This is a genomic window from Vibrio sp. GJ43-1 (assembly GCF_055808835.1).
Genome location: NZ_CM147885.1, coordinates 959,111 through 980,154 on the forward strand (window position 1 = coordinate 959,111; position 21,044 = coordinate 980,154).

General features: G+C 44.0%; 18 protein-coding genes and 2 pseudogenes. 9 read left to right on the top strand and 11 right to left on the bottom strand.

Annotated elements, in window-relative coordinates; translation table 11 throughout:
- Window positions 1–23 precede the first annotated feature (23 nt).
- Window positions 24–1,133, bottom strand: a complete 1,110-nt coding sequence (gene malK, locus AC0L66_RS21680) for a maltose/maltodextrin ABC transporter ATP-binding protein MalK (RefSeq protein ID WP_473569336.1) — start codon at window positions 1,131–1,133, stop codon at window positions 24–26.
- Between the two features lie 730 nt (window positions 1,134–1,863).
- Here malK and malE (AC0L66_RS21685) point away from each other — a divergent pair.
- From malE (AC0L66_RS21685) to AC0L66_RS21700, 4 genes are all read left to right on the top strand, one after another.
- Complete coding sequence (gene malE / locus AC0L66_RS21685; protein WP_265674109.1) at window positions 1,864–3,045, top strand: maltose/maltodextrin ABC transporter substrate-binding protein MalE; 1,182 nt, start codon at window positions 1,864–1,866, stop codon at window positions 3,043–3,045.
- Between the two features lie 100 nt (window positions 3,046–3,145).
- Window positions 3,146–4,717, top strand: coding sequence for a maltose ABC transporter permease MalF (gene malF, locus AC0L66_RS21690; RefSeq protein WP_265674108.1), 1,572 nt, complete (start codon window positions 3,146–3,148; stop codon window positions 4,715–4,717).
- An 11-nt stretch (window positions 4,718–4,728) separates the two neighbouring features.
- A complete protein-coding gene (malG, locus tag AC0L66_RS21695) occupies window positions 4,729–5,619 on the top strand; it encodes a maltose ABC transporter permease MalG (RefSeq protein WP_265674107.1) in 891 nt (296 codons plus the stop codon).
- A 507-nt stretch (window positions 5,620–6,126) separates the two neighbouring features.
- A complete protein-coding gene (locus AC0L66_RS21700; RefSeq protein ID WP_473569338.1) occupies window positions 6,127–7,053 on the top strand; it encodes a cation efflux transmembrane domain-containing protein in 927 nt (308 codons plus the stop codon).
- Here the strand turns inward: AC0L66_RS21700 and AC0L66_RS21705 are convergent.
- The 3 genes from AC0L66_RS21705 to AC0L66_RS21715 form a co-directional block, all read right to left on the bottom strand.
- Window positions 7,031–7,282: a hypothetical protein gene (locus AC0L66_RS21705; RefSeq protein WP_265674105.1), complete on the bottom strand. Its 252-nt coding sequence runs from the start codon at window positions 7,280–7,282 to the stop codon at window positions 7,031–7,033. The genes AC0L66_RS21700 and AC0L66_RS21705 overlap by 23 nt on opposite strands.
- A 100-nt stretch (window positions 7,283–7,382) precedes the next feature.
- The gene (locus tag AC0L66_RS21710) at window positions 7,383–7,694 is read right to left on the bottom strand and encodes a hypothetical protein (RefSeq protein WP_473569340.1); all 312 of its coding nucleotides are present in this window, start codon (window positions 7,692–7,694) and stop codon (window positions 7,383–7,385) included.
- Window positions 7,691–8,296, bottom strand: a complete 606-nt coding sequence (locus AC0L66_RS21715) for a LysR family transcriptional regulator (RefSeq protein ID WP_473569342.1) — start codon at window positions 8,294–8,296, stop codon at window positions 7,691–7,693. Before AC0L66_RS21715 ends, AC0L66_RS21710 begins: the two co-directional genes overlap by 4 nt.
- A 132-nt stretch (window positions 8,297–8,428) precedes the next feature.
- Between AC0L66_RS21715 and AC0L66_RS21720 the strand changes: the two genes are divergently transcribed.
- On the top strand, window positions 8,429–10,081 hold the full coding sequence (locus tag AC0L66_RS21720) for a glycoside hydrolase family 13 protein (protein ID WP_473569344.1): 1,653 nt from the start codon (window positions 8,429–8,431) through the stop codon (window positions 10,079–10,081).
- A gap of 134 nt (window positions 10,082–10,215) precedes the next feature.
- On the opposite strand, the gene AC0L66_RS21725 is transcribed toward AC0L66_RS21720, so the two are convergent.
- From AC0L66_RS21725 to AC0L66_RS21745, 5 genes and pseudogenes are all read right to left on the bottom strand, one after another.
- Window positions 10,216–10,374 (bottom strand): hypothetical protein, encoded by a 159-nt coding sequence (locus tag AC0L66_RS21725; protein WP_265674102.1) that lies wholly within the window; start codon window positions 10,372–10,374, stop codon window positions 10,216–10,218.
- A 434-nt stretch (window positions 10,375–10,808) separates the two neighbouring features.
- A pseudogene (gene malE, locus AC0L66_RS21730) lies at window positions 10,809–11,985 on the bottom strand (maltose/maltodextrin ABC transporter substrate-binding protein MalE).
- Between the two features lie 208 nt (window positions 11,986–12,193).
- Window positions 12,194–13,974: pseudogene (locus tag AC0L66_RS21735) on the bottom strand (alpha-amylase family protein).
- 278 nt (window positions 13,975–14,252) lie between these two features.
- Window positions 14,253–14,738 carry an acyl-CoA thioesterase gene (locus tag AC0L66_RS21740; protein ID WP_265674099.1) on the bottom strand — a complete coding sequence of 162 codons (486 nt, stop codon included), beginning with the start codon at window positions 14,736–14,738 and terminating at the stop codon, window positions 14,253–14,255.
- Between the two features lie 264 nt (window positions 14,739–15,002).
- On the bottom strand, window positions 15,003–15,911 hold the full coding sequence (locus AC0L66_RS21745) for a DMT family transporter (protein WP_473569346.1): 909 nt from the start codon (window positions 15,909–15,911) through the stop codon (window positions 15,003–15,005).
- A 146-nt stretch (window positions 15,912–16,057) separates the two neighbouring features.
- Between AC0L66_RS21745 and AC0L66_RS21750 the strand changes: the two genes are divergently transcribed.
- Window positions 16,058–16,798: an AraC family transcriptional regulator gene (locus tag AC0L66_RS21750; protein ID WP_473569348.1), complete on the top strand. Its 741-nt coding sequence runs from the start codon at window positions 16,058–16,060 to the stop codon at window positions 16,796–16,798.
- A 118-nt stretch (window positions 16,799–16,916) separates the two neighbouring features.
- Here AC0L66_RS21750 and AC0L66_RS21755 read toward each other — a convergent pair whose 3' ends face one another.
- Window positions 16,917–17,297 (bottom strand): MmcQ/YjbR family DNA-binding protein, encoded by a 381-nt coding sequence (locus tag AC0L66_RS21755; RefSeq protein ID WP_265674088.1) that lies wholly within the window; start codon window positions 17,295–17,297, stop codon window positions 16,917–16,919.
- Between the two features lie 240 nt (window positions 17,298–17,537).
- On the opposite strand from AC0L66_RS21755, the gene AC0L66_RS21760 reads away from it, so the two are divergent.
- The 3 genes from AC0L66_RS21760 (at window position 17,538) to AC0L66_RS21770 (ending at window position 19,964) form a co-directional block, all read left to right on the top strand.
- Entirely contained in the window at window positions 17,538–17,966 is a 429-nt protein-coding gene (locus AC0L66_RS21760) for a VOC family protein (RefSeq protein WP_473569350.1), read from the top strand.
- A gap of 444 nt (window positions 17,967–18,410) precedes the next feature.
- Window positions 18,411–19,196, top strand: coding sequence for a hypothetical protein (locus AC0L66_RS21765; protein WP_473569352.1), 786 nt, complete (start codon window positions 18,411–18,413; stop codon window positions 19,194–19,196).
- Window positions 19,197–19,382: 186 nt separating this feature from the next.
- Window positions 19,383–19,964 (top strand): hypothetical protein, encoded by a 582-nt coding sequence (locus tag AC0L66_RS21770; protein ID WP_473569353.1) that lies wholly within the window; start codon window positions 19,383–19,385, stop codon window positions 19,962–19,964.
- 84 nt (window positions 19,965–20,048) lie between these two features.
- On the opposite strand, the gene AC0L66_RS21775 is transcribed toward AC0L66_RS21770, so the two are convergent.
- On the bottom strand, window positions 20,049–20,951 hold the full coding sequence (locus AC0L66_RS21775; protein WP_265674084.1) for a DMT family transporter: 903 nt from the start codon (window positions 20,949–20,951) through the stop codon (window positions 20,049–20,051).
- Window positions 20,952–21,044 lie beyond the last annotated feature (93 nt).

Here is a 21,044-nt window from a genome sequence, read left to right on the forward strand (position 1 = left end):
CATATAGGGTACTTATGATCGGCTTATACACCCGCTTCTTTATACAAACGGCGACACGCACGACCATCACTATGGAAGAGGTGACAGCGATGCGCAGGAATACCGATAGCGAATCTATCGCCTGTTTCAACAGATAGCGTATCAGGTTGACGGAAGATGACGTCCGCGTCTGCGCTTTCAAGATTAAGATAGACTTGAGTTTCGTTGCCAAGTTTTTCAACGATCATCACTTCCCCTTCAACTTTGGCGTCAGCTTCATCCGCGAGAAGAAGATGCTCAGGGCGAATACCAAGTGACATGCGATCACCACGGTTAACCGTTGTACCATCAACGGGAATCCAGAAGGAATCACCGTCAGATAGCTGAACTTTTACTCGCTCTGGTTCAACATCGTCAATGAATACGCTCATGAAATTCATTTTTGGCGAGCCAATGAAGCCAGCGACAAAACGGTTTTCAGGGTAGTGATACAATTCTAAAGGCTTACCAACTTGAGATACCCAACCAGCGTCCAACACCACAATCTTATCCGCCATGGTCATCGCTTCTACTTGATCGTGTGTCACATAAATCATGGTGCAACCAAGTTGGCGTTGTAGCTTAGTGATTTGCGCACGCATATTGACTCGAAGTGCCGCATCTAGGTTGGATAGCGGTTCGTCGAGTAAGAATAGGTTCGGTTGAGACACCAAAGTTCGGCCGATGGCGACACGTTGACGTTGCCCACCAGACAGTGCCTTAGGCTGGCGCTCTAAAAGGTGACCAAGTTGAAGGATTTCAGCTGCGTGCTCGACACGACGATCAATCTCAGCTTTGTCAGCTTTGGCCAATTTAAGACCGAAAGACATGTTGTCATAAAGATTTAAGTGAGGATAAAGCGCATAAGATTGGAACACCATACCAACGCCACGCTTGGACGGTTCAACGTCATTCATGCGCTCGTCACCAATATACAAATCACCGGACGTGATGTCTTCCAAGCCTGCAATGCAACGTAGTAGCGTTGATTTACCACAGCCAGACGGTCCAACAAAAACAACAAATTCACCTTCGTTGATTTTTAGGTCGATGTTTTTGGAGATCAGTACGTCGCCGTACGCTTTACTAACATTTTTTAACGTGACACTCGCCATGTAGCTCGTCCTCGATTCGTTTTATTTCTTTTTGCTTAGGTCATTATAGAGATAATTGAACCGCTAATAATAGGAAATTGGTCAGTGAGTGTGGGAAATTTTGTGTTGCCACAGAATAATGCAATGCTTCGTTTTATTGCTCAAAGTCCCTGATGGAAAGAAAAAGGGGTGGCGTCGTACGATAACGCCACCCTCAACGCTAATAAGTCGTCAGTATCCCCCGACTCAGACTGAATGCCTCCCCCGTAAACTAAATTACTTATTGCATTTCAACCTGGGTCTACTTAACGATGCCAGCGATGTAAAACCAGCGCTCTAACCTATATGGCTTTAACCTATATGAGGCTGCTGGAAAGGGTTCTTACCATCCACTCTTGGATGACTGCAGTTTCCTTGAATCTCGTAATCTAGACATCCTCCCGTAAGAAATAATTATAGGGGGAGTAGTAGGGGAGTAGGGGGCTGGGGAGGAGATTCTCTTGATGAGATCTAGTTCAAAAAAATCGTCGTTGCAATAGTGAAATGAGTCGCAAAAGGAGAATGTTTTGTGATGTTGATCTATAGTCGGAGCCGATAGAGATCACGGAAACCATTGCAACTTGATAGGGCGTAGTGATTAGGATGATGAGACCTTGCTGTATTTTTCGGATGATACTCGTCGAAATTAAGGAAATCCTCTGGACGACCCTCTGGATAACCCTGCTATCAAAACTATAAAAAGGATATACACATGAAAAAAGCCCTTAGTACTGTAGCACTAGGCACACTGGTTGCTCTTGGTTCTTTTGGTGCAAATGCTGCTATCGAAGAAGGACAACTCACTATTTGGATTAATGGTGATAAAGGCTATAACGGACTTGCTGAAGTAGGTAAGAAGTTCGAAGAAGATACAGGTATTAAAGTGACTGTCGCTCATCCAGATGGTCTAGAGAGTCGTTTCCCACAAGTTGCCGCGACTGGTGATGGTCCAGACATCATTTTTTGGGCTCACGACCGTTTTGGTGAATACGCGGATGCTGGTCTTCTAGCAGAAGTTAAACCATCTAAAGAAACCAAAGCTGGCATCGTAGATTTCGCTTGGGATGCGGTTCAATATGATGGCAAAACGATTGGTTACCCAATTGCAGTTGAATCACTATCGCTTATTTACAACAAAGATTTAGTGCCTAACCCTCCAAAAACTTGGGAAGAAGTGGAAGCGCTAAATACTAAGCTGGCTAAAGAAGGCAAGTCAGCGATCATGTGGAACCTAAAAGAACCGTATTTCACATGGCCATTAATGGCTGCCGATGGCGGCTATGCCTTTAAGTACACGGGTACTGGCTATGACGTTAAAGACGCTGGTATTGCACAAGACGGCGTGAAAGATGCACTGACTTTCGTTAAATCATTGGTTGAAAAAGGCGTGATTTCAGCAGATATGGATTATTCAGTATCAGAGTCAGCATTTAACCAAGGTCAGACAGCAATGACCATCAATGGTCCTTGGTCTTGGGCAAACGTTGAAAAATCAGGTATTAACTATGGCGTAGCAACGCTGCCTAAATTTAACGGTCAAGCATCAAAACCTTTCGTTGGCGTATTGACGGCTGGTATCAGCACGGCGTCACCTAACCGCGACCTAGCAGTAGAGTTCCTAGAAAACTACCTACTTACTAACGACGGCCTGCGTGAAGTGAACAACGACAAACCATTAGGTGCAGTTGCGCTGACTTCTTTCCAAAAAGAACTCGACTCAGATGCGCGCATTGCAGCAACAATGGATAACGCAATGAACGGCGAAATCATGCCAAACGTGCCACAGATGAGTGCATTCTGGGCATCGGCTAAAAACGCGATCGTTAATGTTGTCGATGGTCGTCAGACTGTCAATGAAGCGGTTGTAGACGCTGAAAAACAAATGACTAAGTAACTGAATTCACGGTTATATGGTTAATTAGTACTACCCTTTTAAGGAGGGGGCAACCTCTCCTTCATTTCTATTTTTTGATTTATCGCTAGCAGGTCCTTTTATGCAGTCAGTTCAAGGTACAGATGCCATGTCAGCGCCAGCCAATGATACGCCGAGCAGCAAGAAAGTATTCCTTAAATGGGGAGCTCTGGGCTCGATCGGTATCCTTAATGGCTACGCTACTATTCTTATGTATTCGCGCGGAGAGCTTGCTTTTGCATTGCTTACTGTGATTCTCACCGCTCTGGCACTTTACATCTTTGGCAGTAAGAAAACATACGCACACCGTTATATCTACCCAGGTATTGCGGGCATGATTTTGTTCATTATTTTCCCTTTAGCGTATACCGTCGGACTCGCTTTTACGAACTACAGTGCTAAAAACCAACTTTCATTAGAACGCACGCAAAGCGTATTAACGCAGCGCACCTTCCAAAGTGGTGATAGCTATTCTTTTGACCTGCATAAGACAAAGAATGGGCATATCATTTATGTCAAAGATGGCGAGCAGCTACTAGCCACACCTGAATTTGATATGGCTAACCCGGCCGCAGAGTATGACCTAAAACTATCCGAAGGAAAAACAGGGGATAAAGAAGCAATCAAAGCGATTATTCAGAGCCGTGCAATACTTAACACGCTCGATCTGAATATGCCAAGTGGTGAAGACATTCGCATGAGTGGTCTGCGCAAATTTGCTTCCGTTCAGCCATTGTATTCTCATATTGAAGGTTCAACGGATCTTCTTAACAACAAAACGGGTGAAATATTTAGAGCCAATATGGAAGTCGGCTTCTATCAACCTATTGATGCGAATGGCGAGTTTACGGGTAGCACGGTATCGCCTGGTTTTGTGGTTGATATCGGTACTCACAACTTTGAGCGAGTCTGGAAAGACGATGGTATCAAAGAGCCATTTATTAGTATCTTTATTTGGACGGTCGTGTTCTCGGTACTGACGGTGGTCTTGACACTGATCATTGGTCTTATCCTTGCCAGTGTTGTGCAGTGGGAAGCGCTAAAAGGCCGTGCGATTTATCGAGTCTTATTGATTTTGCCTTACGCAGTCCCTGCCTTTATCTCTATTCTGATCTTTAAGGGCTTGTTTAACCAAAGCTTTGGTGAAATAAACATGGTGCTTGAGTCTATATTCGGTATTAGCCCGAATTGGTTCTCAGACCCAATTTTAGCGAAATCCATGGTGCTGATAGTGAACACCTGGCTAGGCTTCCCTTACATGATGATCCTGTGTATGGGTCTGCTTAAAGCGATTCCAGACGATCTATATGAAGCGTCAGCCATTGATGGCGCAGGTTTCTTACATAACTTTACTCGTATTACCGTACCGTTGATGATCAAGCCGCTTACGCCGCTATTGATTGCAAGCTTTGCTTTCAACTTCAATAACTTTGTAATGATTCAATTGTTAACGCAAGGTGGTCCAAATATGATCGGCACCTCTGAGCCAGCAGGTTATACCGACCTATTGGTGAGCTATACCTACCGTATTGCGTTTGAAGGTTCAGGTGGTCAAGACTTTGGTCTGGCAAGTGCGATTGCAACACTGATTTTCCTATTGGTTGGCGGATTAGCGCTACTCAACCTACGTTTCACTAAATTGTCTCAAGACTAAGGAATAGAACAATGGCAATGGTACAAGGTAAGTCTTTAAAATACCGTGTATGGGCAACGCATATTGCGCTTTGGGTATTCCTGTCCATGATTATCTTCCCTTTGTTGATGGTCATAGCAATTTCGTTCCGTGAAGGTAACTTTGCATCAGGTAGTTTGATTCCAGATAACCCGTCGCTTGAGCACTGGAAACTGGCGTTGGGTATTGCGGTTGAAAATGCCGATGGTTCGGTAACACCGCCGCCATTCCCTGTGCTGTTGTGGCTTTGGAACTCAATCAAAGTAGCGGGTATCACCTCTATTTTGATTGTTGCTCTGTCGACAACATCGGCTTACGCATTTGCTCGTATGCGTTTTTCGGGTAAGAACACCATCTTGAAAGCGATGATGATCTTCCAAATGTTCCCTGCCGTGTTAGCACTGGTGGCGCTTTATGCACTATTTGACAAGTTAGGTCAGTATATTCCGTTCCTTGGCTTGAATACGCATGGTGGTTTAATCTTCTCTTACTTGGGCGGTATTGCTCTGCATGTATGGACGATTAAAGGTTACTTCGAGACCATAGACAACTCACTCGAAGAAGCGGCAGCACTGGATGGTGCGACACCTTGGCAGGCGTTCAAGCTGGTACTATTGCCATTGTCTGTGCCAATTCTCGCGGTGGTGTTCATCTTGTCATTTATCGGGGTTGTCGGTGAAGTACCAGTAGCGTCGTTACTGCTTTCTGATGTAAACTCGTACACATTAGCGGTAGGTATGCAGCAGTACTTGTATCCTCAGAACTATCTGTGGGGCGATTTTGCAGCAGCAGCGGTATTGTCAGCATTACCTATCACAATCGTATTCTTGCTTGCACAGCGCTGGTTAGTAGGGGGACTTACTTCCGGTGGTGTTAAAGGATAATAACGATAAAGGGTGGTCGTAAGACTGCCCATTTCGCTTTGCTTAACGTCACATTGGTTTGGCCGCCGACTAGTTAAGCAGGCACACTGGTGTTACGCGTAGCTGGCTGTTACCAGGATTCCTTACTATCACGATTAACAGTTTTTGTAACCAATGCCTGAGCTTGCTCAGGCATTTTTCTAGATAGCGATATAACGACATAGCGATATAGCGATATACGCTGCCTACCTATATGCTTGCCTGTTTTCCCGATTGTCTGATTGTCTTTATCTTGCACGCATTCCCTCTTAACACGGTTGTTGTCTATCGGTAGCAACGACTGACGATGTCGTGACCTATTGTTATTATTAATAATTGTTGTAGAGAAAAGCAGCAAACAGCTTAGGCTGTCATAGGAAGTTGTAAATTCGTGTGTTATAAGTTTGGATAGTACTTATTCTTTGTTAATCCTATATAATCTAACAATATAAAGGATAAACAACGTTTATCTGTGAAAGGGAATACCAGATGATTAAAATTGATGAATCCAAAGCGTTGATTGGCTCGGCAGTAGGTGCGGGCATATTGGCGTTATGGGGCGGTGTGATGGCATTAGTCTCGGAGTCGAGCGCCATTCTTTTAGACGCTTCTTTCAACTTGCTGTCGGCGGTCGTTTCCTTTGCCTCGTTGCGTATTGCTCAACTTGCTCAATCCGGCACTTCCCGACACTATCCTATTGGCTACTATGCTTTTGAACCGTTAATTGTGGTGATAAAAGGCATCACGATTTTGATTTTGATCGCCTTCGCGGTAGGCAGCAATATACCAGTATTACTCGCTGGAGGACGAGAACCAGCAATCGCATTGATGGCCATTTATGTTTTCCCAGCAGTGGCGATTTGCGCCTTTATGTATTGGGTTTGCCACGTTGGATATAATCAGTCTCGGTCAGACATACTAAAAGCGGAAAAGAACGCCTGGTTCATTAATGGGGTAATATCCGGGGCAATTGGGGTAGCATTGATACTGGTGTTGCTACTGCAAGGCACGGCGCTGGGGTTTGTTGACCGTTATATCGATCAAATCTTGGTTGTACTGTTTAGCTTGGCCTTTATTGGTGACCCAATTAAGCTCATTAAAAATGGCATGCGCGAGCTAACCCTTGCCACACCACCGATAGAGCATACCAAGCCTATTTATCGTGGTTTACGTGGTCTTGCGCAAGAGTATGAAATTGAACTGGTCGACATTTTTATCGCTAAGCTTGGTCGAAAAACGTGGGTGAGTATTTATGTTGACCCGAAAAGAGAATCGATGACATTTAAGAGCTATGAGCGCTTTGTCGAAGATGTGAAGCAAAAAATTGATAAGCCTTATGCGACGACGGAAGTGGATGTGATCCTTAAACGCTCTCCATCATCGCTTACGGTGGCTAGAGATTCAGCTCTCGACTAGAAGGTGCACACCCCACGTATTGGAGCAAGACATATAGGCTTTCTTGCTCTAATGCGACTTTTTGGAATAAATCAGCAAATACCCCATCACCACCAAAACAGGTTTGAATGTAGTGATTGATCTCATCACGACGGTAACCTTCCACATACATTGTTCTTACCCATTGATATTCAACGGCCTTTAAGTCACTGAGCGTGCTTTCAGTCAGGGTAATTTCATTTAGGGTCAAGACAATCTCCATTGAATTAGCGCATTAAAACTATGGCGATTACATCAAACTTTAATGAAAGAAAAATGACAGATTGGTGACCTAACCAAGTTCTGACAATTTAGCGCAGCCTTTGAGCGTGTTGTTTTAAACTGGAACAAAAGCGCTCAATGCTGGTTTTGGGTTCGCCCATCTTCGTATAAATACCAATATTGCCCACCTTACTGCGATCGGTACTAATTTGTACCAAGCCTTGAGATGCCAGCCATTCATGAGCATGGTGACTATACGGCATGACTGCTGGGGTTATTTTTAACATATCAATACTCGCGGTAACAGAATCAACGTCATAGACAATGCGTTCTTCTAGAGCACTGTCATGAGGTAAGCCGTGCGCCAGTATTGATTGATGTCGAGGATGACTCGGCGTCACGCGAAGTAGGGGTACTGGTAAGTGTTATCGATACCTGATTCAGTATGTACGACACCAGTTTGTACGAGAGGGTGCTGAGCGCCCACATATATTGATTCATAATCTTGGAATAAGGGTTCGAATGATACGCGGCAATGCTCGGATAGTTCCAGTACCTCATGACCTACAAATAAATCTATATCACCTTGAACAAGATGATTTAGCAAAGTCAGGTTATTACCAAATTCTAAATGAAAAGAACTGGCGGGATTTTGTTGTTGATAGTCTACAACCGCAGGCTTGACGACATTTTCCCACCATACCTCACCTGTCCCTATTTTGATTTTGCCAAATTGGCGCTGTTGCATATCATTGAACTGATGCTTGAGCGCAAAGTACTGCTCTTGTTGCTCTTGAGCATAGGCTCGAAACTTAATGCCATAAGCGGTTAGCTCAACACCTTTGGATAGCCGATTGAAAAGCGGTGCCCCTAATTCTGCTTCTAATTTCTTTATTGCGGAGGTGAGAGAGGGCTGGCTCAGATAGAGTTCATCGGAAGCTCGCTTGATGTTGCCATGCTTTGCTACAGCTAAAAAGTATTTAATGGATTTGTTGAGCGCCATTGCGTCACCTATAAGGATGAAATTGGTTGTGATATATGTAAAATCTATATGATTATACGTAGATTCTATTTTCTTTCCCAGTGCTGTCTGATTACAGTAAAGGAAAATTTAGACAATGATTAAGGGCTAGTGATGGAACAAAAGTGGTGGCATAACTCGGTGGTGTATCAAATTTATCCAAGAAGCTTTTGTGATTCCAATGGAGATGGAATTGGCGACTTGAATGGTATCCGCTCAAAGTTGGACTATTTGGCAGAGTTAGGTATTGATGTTATTTGGCTTTCACCTGTTTATCAGTCTCCTATGGACGACAATGGTTACGACATTTCAGATTATCAAGCGATCGCGCCAGAGTTTGGCGGCATGGAAGATATGGAAGCGCTTTTGAGCGAGGCAAAATCGCTTGGCATTAGAATCGTCATGGATCTTGTTGTTAATCATACATCGGATGAACACGAGTGGTTTAAACAAGCCTGTCAGTCCAAAGATTCTCCTTATCGTGATTACTACGTGTGGCGAGATGCAAGAGAGGATGGTAGCGCACCTAGTGACATGGGGTCGATTTTTGGTGGCAGTGCTTGGCAATGGCATGAGGAAACACAGCAGTATTACTTGCACATGTTCTCTAAAAAACAGCCTGATCTAAACTGGGAAAACCCGCAAGTTCATCAAGAAGTTCATACCATGATGAACTGGTGGATTGAGAAAGGGATTGGCGGATTTCGCCTAGATGTTATTGATTTGATTGGTAAGGAAATTGATGAAGGAATCACAGGTAATGGCCCACGCTTGCACCCGCTGTTACGCGAAATGAATCAAGCGACATTTGGCAGTCATGATTTGCTCACCGTGGGAGAAACTTGGGATGCCACACCGGAAATAGCCAAGCTTTATAGTGACCAAGACCGTGAAGAATTATCGATGGTGTTCCAATTTGAACATATCACTTTGACTTGGGATCAAGGCGATAAATGGTCTCCGTTACCTCTCGACCTTCCTGCATTTAAGCAAGTGCTCACTAAGTGGCAATTAGAGCTGGGGGATACGGGGTGGAACTCTCTTTTTTGGAACAACCATGATTTGCCACGAGCCGTCTCGAAATACGGTCATGATGGCGAGTATCGAGTGAAATCGGCACAAATGCTTGCCACAGTTCTTCATTGCCTTAAAGGGACGCCTTATGTGTATCAGGGCGAAGAGATTGGCATGACGAATGTTAAGTTTGATCGCCTTGAGCAATATAAAGATATTGAGTCTTTGAACTTCTATAAAGTGAAAACTGATGCCGGAGTCTCTCATCAAGATATGATGACGGCGTTGGGCGAGAATAGCCGTGATAATGCGCGAACACCAATGCAGTGGAGCGCTGAACCGCAGGCAGGGTTTACAGCGGGAACGCCATGGATTGAGGTTAACTCGAACTATCGTGATATTAATGTCGAGTCTGATCAACGCAGTGAAACATCGATTTTCCAACATTACCAAGCGTTGATTAAGATGCGTCGCGAGCACGAGGTGTTCGTGTATGGCGATTTCATTCCTTTGTTTGCCGACAATAAGCGTGTATTTGCTTATTTACGTCAGAATAATGACCAGAAAGTGCTGGTGGTAGCGAATTTTTCTGCCGAATTAGTGACGTTAGACCTGTCTTCGGAGTTACCACTCAAAGGGTTATCGCTCGGAGCGTTACTGAGTCACAACCACGTGGCTTCTTTAAGCGCGATGGACACGAAGAGCACGATGACATTAAACGCTTACGACTGTTTCGCTATCACATTAGCATAACCCACAATATTGATTAAATACTCTTAGCCACAAACGATAAAAAGGAGTCATGCTAGTCATGACTCCTTTTTATCGTGTTGCGCCAGTTATGCTTTGGGGGAGCGCTTGTTGAACTCAGGTTATAAATTTGCACACTAATATGGAGAATCTTTATCGGTCTCGACTTCGGCTTCCGACTCGAAGTCATGAAGGTTAGGGGCGTATGAGCAATCACCGATTTGATGTCTTGGGCAGATAGCCTCCGCATCTCGCGTGATCATTGGTGTGCTACACATTGGGCAAGTACGATCCATCTTTGACCTCTCATATTCCATTCAATTAATCCATCCATGTAGGGCGTATTGCTCGTTTATTCCGGATACTGGTTAACACATTCCATTTTCACCAAATGGGCAATGTTTGAACAACGACTAAATTTATAGGTAAGATCGACTCAAAGATCAAACAAGAGAATGTAAGCAAGTACGACGATGTGATCAGTTGCGTATAAATACAACCTCCTAGTGCTTCAACATCGCATTATGACGAGGACGGTTGATAAGTGACATCTTTTTGTCATATTGGTCGGAATATCATTATTAAAACGCATTGAACTGGGGGGCTTTCTTGGTGTGATGCGATGTAATCTACTGCTTTATCTAGTTTTCTTTGGTTTGCTTTTGTGTTTTTAACGCTGCAGCTGTAATGCTGACAGCTAGCTCTTTATTACGCTGAAATGAAGTAGGGATTAGCGGAGTATTTGCTTCTCTGCAGACGCTAGCGCTTCCTGAACGGTTTGTTTCTCGTTGAGTGCATTTTCAATGGCTGCACCTTCAGAAATCCAGTACGTCATCATTTGCGGAATGGCTGGCATGATCTCTCCATTCTCGGCGTTGATCATAGTGGATTTAATCCGAGCATCGGCCTCAAGTTCATTTTGGTACGATTTCAACGTGACTGCACCCAGTGGTTTATCACGATTAACGGTTTGCAGCGCTTCGTCAGTAAAAAGGTAGTTTTCAATAAACTCAACCGCAAGATCTTCATTTGGGCTTGCTGAGCTAATCCCTGCACTCAAAATACCAACAAATGGGTTGGATTGCTGTTTATCCAATGTTGGGAAAGGCGCAACACCATAATTAATTCCTGTTTTGTCTAAGTTACCCCAAGACCAAGGACCATTAATTGTCATGGCAACATCGCCTTTGGCGAACGCTGTTTCAGCATTGGCGTAGTCCATTCCAGGGTCAACAATCCCTTGCTTTTTCATGTCCAATAAAAAGGCTAAATTGTGTTGGGCTTGTTTATTATTGATGCCGAGATTGGAAGCATCATGACCCGTTGGTGTTTTCTTGAATGAATAACTGCCAGCGGAAACCAAAGGCCAAGTGAAGTAAGCATTTTTGACATCCCACATAATGGTTTGCTTACCCAACTTTTGCATATCGGCGTGGATTTTTGGAAGTTGCTCCCAAGAGGTCGGCGGCTCTGGCAGTAAGTCTTTGTTATAAATGAGTGATACAGATTCAATAGCCATCGGGTAACCAATGAGTTTGCCTTCGTAGGCAACAGCGTCCCAACTGAAGGACACTAATTTATCTTTAAACTCTTGGCTTGGTTTAATTTCTTTCAGTAGCCCAGCTTCGGCATAGCCGCCAAAACGATCGTGCGCCCAGAAAATAATATCAGGTCCGTCGCTTAGTGGCGGCAACTTGTTGAAATCGCGATTCCAAGGACTCAGGAAACTGCACGCTGACTTTAACGCCTGTATCCTCTTCAAATTGTCGTCCTACTTCAGCGAGTCCATTGTAGCCTTTATCGCTTCCAATCCAAATGAGCAGCTCTCCTTCAGAAATAGCGTAAGCTGGAGAGGCCAGTAGCGTTGCCAGTGATAATGCGGTTAAGGATGTCTTTGGTGTTCTCATTATTTTTACCCTAGTGTTGACGGTTAAACGGATTGTAGAGAAGAATACGACAGGATGAAAATAGAGAAAAACGATTATGTTATAGATTAAAGCTATTTCATGTTTGAGAGCGTGATGCGAGTTCGGGATGGAGTGACGTGTCTAGGTCAGAGAATTAGGAAGCGATAGAACCAAGCTAATCTATCGCTTTGAGGTTGCCCTATATTCGTTATATTTTCAGGAGGTAGGAAGAGAGTGGTTTCAGCGTGAGATTGATGGTGGCGCCTTGCTCGGACACAACGAGTTCAACGTTAGGTGTGTCATTAAGTAAATCATTCAACGGGTAGTGACCCGCTTTTAGCGCCAGCTTACTAAAAGCCAGCTTGCTCAACTGGATGTATTGCGTGGTTTCATTGTCATGACTGAAATTCATTAGGCAAATAACGGTTTCAGAGTGATATTGACGTAAGTAACCATAGAGTTGACCTGCCAGTCCTCCATGTCGTGCGTCGCGTTCAATTTCCAACGAGGTCGTGCTTCCTTGAAACGCTTTATGTTGTAGTACTACCTGCATAAGACGCTGATAATAAGTGCGAAGTTGTTGTTCGCGCTCTGTTGATGCACCACCATCAAATGCGCCATCATTCATCCAGCGTTGATGGGCTTAGGCACGCCGATATAATCAAAGATGGAAGTACGGGAAGGCTGACCAAAACCAGCCTGCTCAGCGCCAGCTTCTCCTACTTCTTGACCGAAGTACAGCATGGTTGGCGCACTGCTTATTGTCGCGGACAGGGTCATCGCAGGGATGGCGATATGCGCGTCGCCAACAAATTCAGGGGAGGCAATGCGTTGCTCATCGTGATTATCAAGAAAGTGCAGCATGTGTGGTTGAATATCTTTCAGCGCGATCTGAGTCCTCGTAATTTCTTTTGTGTGTTCTTTCCCTTGCATGATGTTCTTGAGTGTATCGTAGAGATCAACTTTGTCATAAAGGGCATCCATCTTACCTAGTTGAATATAGTCACGATACAGGTGTGGTTGGTAAACCTCGGCAATCAAAAAAGCATCGGGATTTTTGGCTTTGATCGATGAGTTCATATAGCTCCAAAACTCGATCGGCACCATTTCTGCCATATCATAGCGAAAGCCATCGACCCCTTGATTTAGCCAATATAGTGCGATATCGCGAAACTTTACCCATGAGTCTGGAATGATTTTATCGCTCCAGAAAGCAAGGTGGTCGTTAGCGCTTTGATTTCGGTAGGAGTCGGGCAGTGTAGCAAAGTCTTTGGTTCCGTCCGGTCGCACGCCGTAATTGATTTTGACCGTTTCGTACCAGTCATCGGCATTGGGTTTAGCGAGGCGCGATCCATTGCCTGTCCACTTGGCCGGGTACTCGGTAAATGGTCTAGATAAAGTAGGATGATCTTCACCGCCTAGCGGGCGCATAATCTCAGGGAGATCAGGCAGTTCGAAGGCTTGGTTCGGTAGATAGTAGAAGTTATTGTCACGTTGATATTCAAGGCTATCATTATCGTCGCAGCCAAAGTCACTAACACCTTGCGGATTGTTCATCCCTTGATAGTGTCGAGCAACATGATTAGGGACGATATCAATGATGACTTTGAGCCCTGCTTGATGTGTGCGGTGGATTAGCGCTTGGAACTCTTGGTTTCGTTGCGCGGGATCATCGGCGAGGTCGGGGTTTACGGAATAGTAATCTTTTACGGCATAAGGCGAGCCTGCACGACCTTTCACCACTGATGGATGATCGGGACTAATCCCGTAGTTACTATAATCATTGATGACAGCATGGTGGGGGATACCGGTATACCAGACATGAGTCATCCCGAGATCTCGGATGGAGGCAAGGGCAACGTCAGTGATATCGCTGAATTTACCGACTCCGTTCTCTTCAATGCGGCCCCACGGTTGATTTGTGGTGTTCTTGTTACCAAATAATCGCGTGAATATTTGGTAAAGGTGGATCTTATTATGGTGATGCATAGGGTATAGTTCTCTTTAACCGTTGTCTAAATACGACGTTATTGGTGCTTCTTAAACTAGGGATTGTTAATACTGCTGTTATGAATGCTGATATAGTTAAAAGCTATAAGTTAAAGGAAAGTGTAGCTGAATATTCGGTAGGGAAAATCATCCTTTCTCGGATAAGTAAGGGCGTAGACGGTCCCAATCTCACTGTGTGCGAGAGGTCGTGTTGCAGCTTCAATTTAGAGGAGAGTTGAAGCTGCATAAAGAGGACGAAACGCCGCTAATGCGGTAGGCTATTTTAAGTATTTAACGTGCGCTTCCATTTCGTCACCAATTTGTTTACGCATGTTCATCAGTTTAATCGCGGAATCTCTTAGCTCAATGTCTTCTTGTGTTTCTGGGATCCACTCTCGAACCGCGGTCGGTTTACCCAACTCGTCTACTGCAACCATGATAACGATACAATGCGTTGTTAGACGGTTATTGAGCTCTTTTGGATCGCTGGCTTGTACATCGATAGCAATATGCATGGATGATGTACCAGTATAGATAACCCGCGCCGTGACTTCGACAAGGTTACCCACGTGAATTGGCGCGACAAAGCGAATTCCGCCAGCATACGCGGTAATACAATATTTACCACTCCACGCTGCCGAGCAGGCATAAGCAGCCAAATCAATCCATTTCATTACGGCGCCACCGTGTACTTTTCCGCCAAAATTGACGTCTCCGGGCTCAGCAAGAAAGCGCAGAGTAATCTCTCGTTTGCCACTACTCATTATAAAATCCTTGTTATCATTGGGCAAAAATTGAGTATGACAAAAATGTTAACAACAAGCTATCGAGATATGACTCGAATATTTAATGAGTGCGCATTGCCTCTTTTTTGAGTTGGACTCGTAAATTGGTGAAAGTTAAATCCGTGGCGGGATTTTAGCGATAGAAAGGTAGAGGCATAAAAACCAACACCGAGATGTTGGTTTTTTTGGTGAGTGACAAAACGCTAGGTGCTAGGTGCTAGGTGCTAGGTGCTAGAGCGAACATTACTGCTTATCGATGGTGAGCTCACTATCCACAATGGTGGCAACGGCTTTACGACGTTTTATCTGCGATAAAATCACACCAGAAATTACCATTAAGCCACCAATTAGGTGGAACTCTGTAATCGTCTCACCGAGTAAAGAAGCGGCGAGGGCGACAGCAATTACCGGTAATAAGTTCATAAACATAGCACTGTTTTCGGCGCCAATTAAGTCAATGGCTTTCACCCAGCATAACGGTGCAATTAACGAGGCAAATAACCCCGCATAAGCGATGAGAGGCAACGACGCCTGAGTTGGCATAATATGTTCACTGCTGAGTAACAGCGGCAACAAAAGGATGACCGCGAAAACGGCTTGCGTGTATATCAACATCAAACTGGATAGATTCATTTTCCATCGTTTAAGCAGCACGCAGTAAGTCGCGTAAATGACGGCAGCCATCGCCATCAAACCATCGCCTTGTGTGATACCCTGATTGATGAAGAACGCCAGATCGCCTTGACCAAGCATAAAGGCTAAGCCCGCGAGAGAAATAACGCCACCGACAACACTCAGCATTGAGATTCGTTTGTGCAGTAACGGCACAGAGATAAACACACTAATGAGTGGGACTAATGAGGTAATCAGCGCCATATTTGACGCCGTTGTTGTCAATGCAGCGTAATAACCAAGCGATTGGTTAAGCACCATGCCTAGTAGGGCTAAGAAGGCAAGCTTACCGCTATTTTTGCGGATCTCAGGCCAGTAACGTTTTACCTTAGGCAAGCAAAATGGCGTCATGATGAGGGCAGCAAGAAACCAGCGGTAAAAGCTCATTGCACTTGGTTCAATCGTTTCTGCAGCCAGTTTATTTATAATGGCATTCCCGCCCCAAATGAGTACGGTAATAAAAGGAAGTAAATAAACCACTGTGAACCTCGTCGCATTATGTGTGTTGAGGTATAGTGTGACAGGTCGTTATAAATATAAATATCTCCATTAGGACATTAATCGCGATAGGAAGACAACTTGAAAAAAATACTAGAAATCTACATCCTTCATTGTCTATCGAGAAGATGCCATCGGACGTATTCATGAATTTTGACGCGTTTTTATCGAACACAGAAACGCGCGTCCATTGTCATCCTTGGGGACAAGTTCAGCTTATTAGCGGTGGAATTTTAGAAATGGAAGCGCAAGGTACACGTTTTCTCGCGCCACCTCATTTGGCTATTTGGGTGCCCGCAGGCGTGATGCACTGCAGTTATAACCGCAGACCATTAGAATACTGCTCTTTGAACATCGCCCATGAACTCACTGCCACCTTCCCACAAAAAACCAGCTTGATTAAGGTGACACCCATCGTATCGGCGATCATTGAAGACTTTCGCCATCGGGAAGTGAATATTGGTGATTCAGAAAAAGATAGGCGCTTAGTTCAGGTGTTACTGGATCAACTGAGTGAGCAAGAAGAGCAGCATCACTTTTTACCAAGTAGTCATCATAAGTACTTAGCGCCAATTTTAAGCGCCATTGAGGAAGATCCGACGAACGATATCTCTCTTAATGATTGGGCAGGGCGCGTGCACACCACCGAACGAACGCTCGCTCGCTATTGCCAAAGCGAATTAGGGATGAGCTTTACGGAGTGGCGATTACGAGTTCGCTACTTGTACTCAATGGATTTGTTACGAAGTGGTCAATCTGTAAAAGAAGTCGCATTTACCTTGGGATATAACCAAGCAAGCCCATTCATTAGTATGTTTAAAAAGTATGCCGGGCAAACACCCGAGCAGTATAAGAGTAAACTATTGTGAGCAATAGTTTGCTTGTTTGATTCAGAGGTGCAGGCCGCTATGCCGATAATAACGCTCATCGTTATAGCCATGTATTGGTATTAACTATGTATTGGCATTAGCTATGTATCGGTATTAACTATTGATTCAGACCCAGGTCGCGTTGCTTTTTCTTGGTGAGTCCTAATGAAACGATCCGATAGGACTCTTTGAGATAATAAGCCGTCTCTTCATCCAACTCGCCGCCACTTTCTACGCATTGAATCCACTTCATCCCTCTAGAAGCGAAGTAGGGCGCAGGGATATAACCGGGTTGATCGCTTAAAAAATCAAAATTGAGATCAGACGCTTTAAAGGTAATAGACAGTGACGTTGCATGACTGCGCTCATGCTTGCTCCCCAGTCCACCAATCGCAAACACTTTGCCCCCTACCTTCCATACGTGAGAGTTGTTCCATTGAACCACATATGTGGTGGCGGGTAGGCTTTTACAAAATTGATTGAATTCTTCGTTGGTCATAGTAGGTTCCCAAAATAGGTGGAATAGCTGTGGTCAAGTCTATCGGGATCTCGCACGTAATCACCACCGCTCTTTCTATGCGTATCATGCCATCTTAGCAGTCTTAATAAATAATTGAAAAAAGCACTTTACCTCAAGTTAACTTGAGGTATTAGAGTGTGTTCTAAGCCAACCAAGAGACAGCAATAAGCTTGTGAAAGGCGTTGGGTAGACACTATTAACAAACAAAAGGATGACGTTATGAACAGTTACGTAGAGCACGCTAATATAGCCGTAATAGACCCAAAGAAGACCGTTCGCTTTCTAATGGCGGCACTTCCAGAATGGCAAATACGTGGTCAGGGAGAGTATCAAGATGCACTAGGTCATAAAGTGGAATGGTTTCATGTTGGTACCGATGATTCTTATCTTGCTTTAGCTTCCAACGGCAAAGGGCAAGCGCCCGACTGGCAAACAAATTACACGGGTGTAAAGCATGTCGGCATATCGGTGCCGGATCTTGATTCACTTGAAAAGCGATTGGAAAATGTCGGTTACGCATTGGATCATCGCGGTGCCGATCATCCCCATCGTAAAAACGCCTACTATATGGAAGACCATAACCTTCAATTTGAGTTTATCGAGTATTTATCTCAGCGACCTTCCGAGAAAAATGACTACCGCTTATGAAGCGGAGCAATAGTTAGCGGATATCGGTAGGTTTATCAACAATACTACGGCATATCAAGGAGACCGTGGTGTATCAACGAGACAGTCGCTTATCGCGATATTCGGATTGTTTTTGGCACGGGTGTTGGTACCGATTTTTAGGTTTAGGCTTACCGTTAGACCTAAAAATCAAACGTATAATCCATGCCGTAAATATATTTATATATAATGGTATGGTTATCTCTTTGTATAGAAAACTCTTCGCTATCACTATATATGTCGTTTTAGCAAAGAAAAATGGAGAAAAAATGAGTTGGTTGGTTATGTAAAATGGAGTGAGTTGTTGAAAGTTGATGGTTACTATCACTTGCATTTCTGCTAGTAATGTATTTATTGCGCTGAATTAAAGAATGCTCATGAAATATTGGTATAAAAGAAGTCAATGACAAATTGATGCAAATATTTATGCCGATTAAAAAGACACTCTTCAATGTTTTTCTGATTATGATTTACACTTGGCTGCTTGGTTCTATTTATCATTTTATGACATTTCGAGATAACTTGAGTGACGATGTAGAGCGCATTGTGGCAAAGATTGATGCCCACCTGTCGACGGTTGAACAAGAGTTACGACAATTGCCGATATTAGAGCAATGTGATTCGACATATATGACGCTACTTCGCGACCGAGTGTTTAATAGCGTGACATTACGTGGCCTAATCGTTGGCGATCCTCTAGGCAAGTTCCCTAATTTATGCAGCAATTTTGGTCTATATGGTCGACATGTCGATGAGAAGGATTGGGATTATTCATCACGGGGCGATCTGTTGTTTGGTAAAGTGAAATTTTCAAAGTATCGTCGTGACAGCTCTTTTGCACTAGCGATCAGAAGAGAAGATGGATTGCTAATTGGCTTAGTCAACCCAAAGGCGATCTTGGGCTGGTGGATTGGTCCAGACAATAAAAAATCGAACATCACGCTTTCGTTTACCGATGAAGAAAACATTCGATTAGAGCTATTCGGTTTTTCACAAAGTGATTCGATATCGACCTATTCGTTTAGTTTATCGTCACAGGTATTCCCCTATCAAATTTCGGTGCATAGGTCATCAAAAGAATTTTTTTATCAGTTAATGACATTTTCATACCGTTTAATAGGGGTATTCACTGCGATATACGGCGTGTTATTAGGGGGCTTATTCGTTCTGAGACATCGTAACCGGAGAGATAATCTTGAAACATCCAGTTAGTAAATTGGCATTGATACCATTAATGATATTTGTCGTTGCGATAATAAGTTTTTTACATGCAAGTATGATTGTAAAAAAAGAGATGCAACACAGTGCAGAATACAGTGTAAAAAAATAGAGACTCATATTAAGAGTATTTACGATGCCATTATTGCGCTTCCTTATAATTCTAGTTGTCCTTTGTCTGTGCAGAAAGAATATGTAAACCTGACTTATGAAAATGAGGAAGTTAGAGCGTTAGGGGTAATGGAAGCACAATCTGATTCATGGTCAGTTTGTAGTATTTTTGGCGCGACTAACAATGATGAACACTATTGGCAAGGCGACAAGTTAGCTGACCTTTTCTTAGGATGGTCGATGCACACTGACTATTTTCCGGAAACATCGTTTGTCATCGCGACTCAAGAGGAAGGGCGTCAGTCGTTTGCTTATGTTAATCCTCGAAGGATTGTAGGCTCTTGGATAGCACCGCGATTGGATTTTGCTGAATATGAAATGAGGCTATCACATCACGGCGAACATCGTGCTTTTATGGCACGTAAAAACGACAAGCTGACTTGGTTTGGCGGATTATTACGTCGGCAGGCGGCATCCCAAGTTTATGGTTTTGAAATGACGCTCACCACTTCTTATAGCACCGTTATCCTGAGAGCCTGTGTTTACTTCTTGCGAGGTCTTTTGTTAGCCACGTTCATCTGGTTCACGATTTGGATGTTGAGTACGCCCTATGCGCTATTGAAAGCAAAGAGCATACGTGATCAATTGTAGCGATTGGGGGCGGCCCTTTCGAACTGTCGACGTTGAGTCGTTCCTTAAGTTAATACTCGCTTGAGTGCTAACCAACGATCAGCATCACGACTTAAGTACACGGGGTGATTTAAGGTTTTTGCCAAATACATTGATCATCGCGCCCATAACAATCAAGGTGCCACCGACATAGGTCCAGAAAGACGGCGTTTCATTAAAGAAAATAACACCAAGAACGATGGAAAAGACAATTTGCACATATGCATAGGCGGAAGCTTTACCTGCCGCTTGCGTCTGCATGGCTTTAGTTAAGCCTAATTGCCCTATTTGTGTAAATATTCCTACTAAGACTAGCAAAAAGGTTAGCGTTAGATCTGGCATTACAAAGTCATCACCAATTAGGAGTAAGGACAGGGGGAGTGCAACCAGTGGGAAGTAAAAAATGATAACCGAACTGTTTTCCGTCACACTTAACTTTTTGACGATGACATAAGATACGGCACTCCCAAATGCGCCTAAAATCGCGATGCCGACGTTAAATAACGGCAGTTCACTGACACCATTTGAGCCGAGAGTGGGGTACACCATCACGTAGAGACCCAGTAGGCATAATAAAATGCAGAGAATGGTAGAGAACTGAACACGCTCTTTCAAAAAAATGAAGGCTAAAAAAGCGGTAAACACTGGGTGGGTGTATTGCAAAATTGTCGCCTCAGCCAGAGGTAGCGTGGTGATGGAGTAATACACACACATCAGAGCCATCGTGCCTGTTGCACCGCGTGCGAGAAGGAGTTTCTTATTATTGCCCCACACTGAAATCTTCTTACGCTTTACATCACCGTAGCTAATGATCAATGACACGAGTGCGCGGGCAGCGACAATCTCAAACACAGGTAGCCCAAACGTGCTCACGTACTTTACGCACGCCGACATGAAGGCGAAGCCCAGTGCAGAGAGCAGCATAAAGCGCACACCAACAGGGAATAATTCAGTAAGACGAGAGTTCATAGGGCGCTCATAGTTTGAAATACACGTTGGGTTGAGGGCGTATTCAGTGTGATAAATAATTCGTGTTAACCAAAGTCGTCACTGTAGCGTGAA

Excerpts from the sequence above, each read along its gene's own strand:
- malF (WP_265674108.1), top strand. The coding sequence starts at position 3,146 with ATGCAGTCAGTTCAAGGTACAGATGCCATGTCAGCGCCAGCCAATGAT.
- malK (WP_473569336.1), bottom strand. The coding sequence starts at position 1,133 with ATGGCGAGTGTCACGTTAAAAAATGTTAGTAAAGCGTACGGCGACGTA.
- AC0L66_RS21720 (WP_473569344.1), top strand. The coding sequence starts at position 8,429 with ATGGAACAAAAGTGGTGGCATAACTCGGTGGTGTATCAAATTTATCCA.
- AC0L66_RS21725 (WP_265674102.1), bottom strand. The coding sequence starts at position 10,374 with ATGGATCGTACTTGCCCAATGTGTAGCACACCAATGATCACGCGAGAT.
- AC0L66_RS21760 (WP_473569350.1), top strand. The coding sequence starts at position 17,538 with ATGAACAGTTACGTAGAGCACGCTAATATAGCCGTAATAGACCCAAAG.
- AC0L66_RS21715 (WP_473569342.1), bottom strand. The coding sequence starts at position 8,296 with ATGGCGCTCAACAAATCCATTAAATACTTTTTAGCTGTAGCAAAGCAT.
- AC0L66_RS21765 (WP_473569352.1), top strand. The coding sequence starts at position 18,411 with ATGCCGATTAAAAAGACACTCTTCAATGTTTTTCTGATTATGATTTAC.
- AC0L66_RS21700 (WP_473569338.1), top strand. The coding sequence starts at position 6,127 with ATGATTAAAATTGATGAATCCAAAGCGTTGATTGGCTCGGCAGTAGGT.
- AC0L66_RS21755 (WP_265674088.1), bottom strand. The coding sequence starts at position 17,297 with ATGACCAACGAAGAATTCAATCAATTTTGTAAAAGCCTACCCGCCACC.
- AC0L66_RS21775 (WP_265674084.1), bottom strand. The coding sequence starts at position 20,951 with ATGAACTCTCGTCTTACTGAATTATTCCCTGTTGGTGTGCGCTTTATG.
- malG (WP_265674107.1), top strand. The coding sequence starts at position 4,729 with ATGGCAATGGTACAAGGTAAGTCTTTAAAATACCGTGTATGGGCAACG.
- AC0L66_RS21750 (WP_473569348.1), top strand. The coding sequence starts at position 16,058 with ATGCCATCGGACGTATTCATGAATTTTGACGCGTTTTTATCGAACACA.
- malE (WP_265674109.1), top strand. The coding sequence starts at position 1,864 with ATGAAAAAAGCCCTTAGTACTGTAGCACTAGGCACACTGGTTGCTCTT.
- AC0L66_RS21740 (WP_265674099.1), bottom strand. The coding sequence starts at position 14,738 with ATGAGTAGTGGCAAACGAGAGATTACTCTGCGCTTTCTTGCTGAGCCC.